General features: G+C 41.2%; 2 protein-coding genes. Both read left to right on the plus strand.

Going from position 1 to position 512, the window contains the following annotated elements; translation table 11 throughout:
- The coding region (locus AC0KTX_RS16860) for an Ada metal-binding domain-containing protein (protein WP_474253171.1) at positions 1-252 on the plus strand (252 nt) is incomplete at its 5' end.
- Positions 141-413: an Ada metal-binding domain-containing protein gene (locus tag AC0KTX_RS16865; protein WP_474253170.1), complete on the plus strand. Its 273-nt coding sequence runs from the start codon at positions 141-143 to the stop codon at positions 411-413. The genes AC0KTX_RS16860 and AC0KTX_RS16865, both read left to right, overlap by 112 nt.
- Positions 414-512: the final 99 nt, after the last annotated feature.

Below are 512 nucleotides of genomic sequence, written 5' to 3' on the forward strand. Positions count from 1 at the left end.
CGTCAATGTAAGATATACACATATTTAAGAAATAATGTTAGAAACTTTGTCGAAAAATATTTTTTTGACACCCCTGAGACGGCTACAACCGTTGATATATCAACATTTATAGAGGGAGGTGACATTATGGATCTGCGATATTGGCAGGCCATTGTTTCGCGCGATCAATCGTACGATGGCGTCTTCTATTATGCGGTCAAATCGACAATTTTTATTGCCGCCCGTCTTGTCGGTCGAAAACATCGAAACTAGAAAATGTGATCATGGTTTATAATCGAGAACAGCCAGAAACCAAAGGATTTCGACCTTGCAAAAGGCGCTGCCCTGATCTGCAATCGTTCTTTCAGGAAGGCAACTGCTTTTTCTGCCTGATCGACGCCAATGTGCAAAGCTGGTTTACTTTTCTCTTTTAGTACATTGATGGAATCTTGGAAGAGAAATGCCTTATTCATAAATAGTTGTCATCCAATCGACTATTCCGAGGTTTTGCTCTTCCCGCAGTTGCTCCACGT

The organism is Aeribacillus sp. JST-2 (assembly GCF_056032925.1).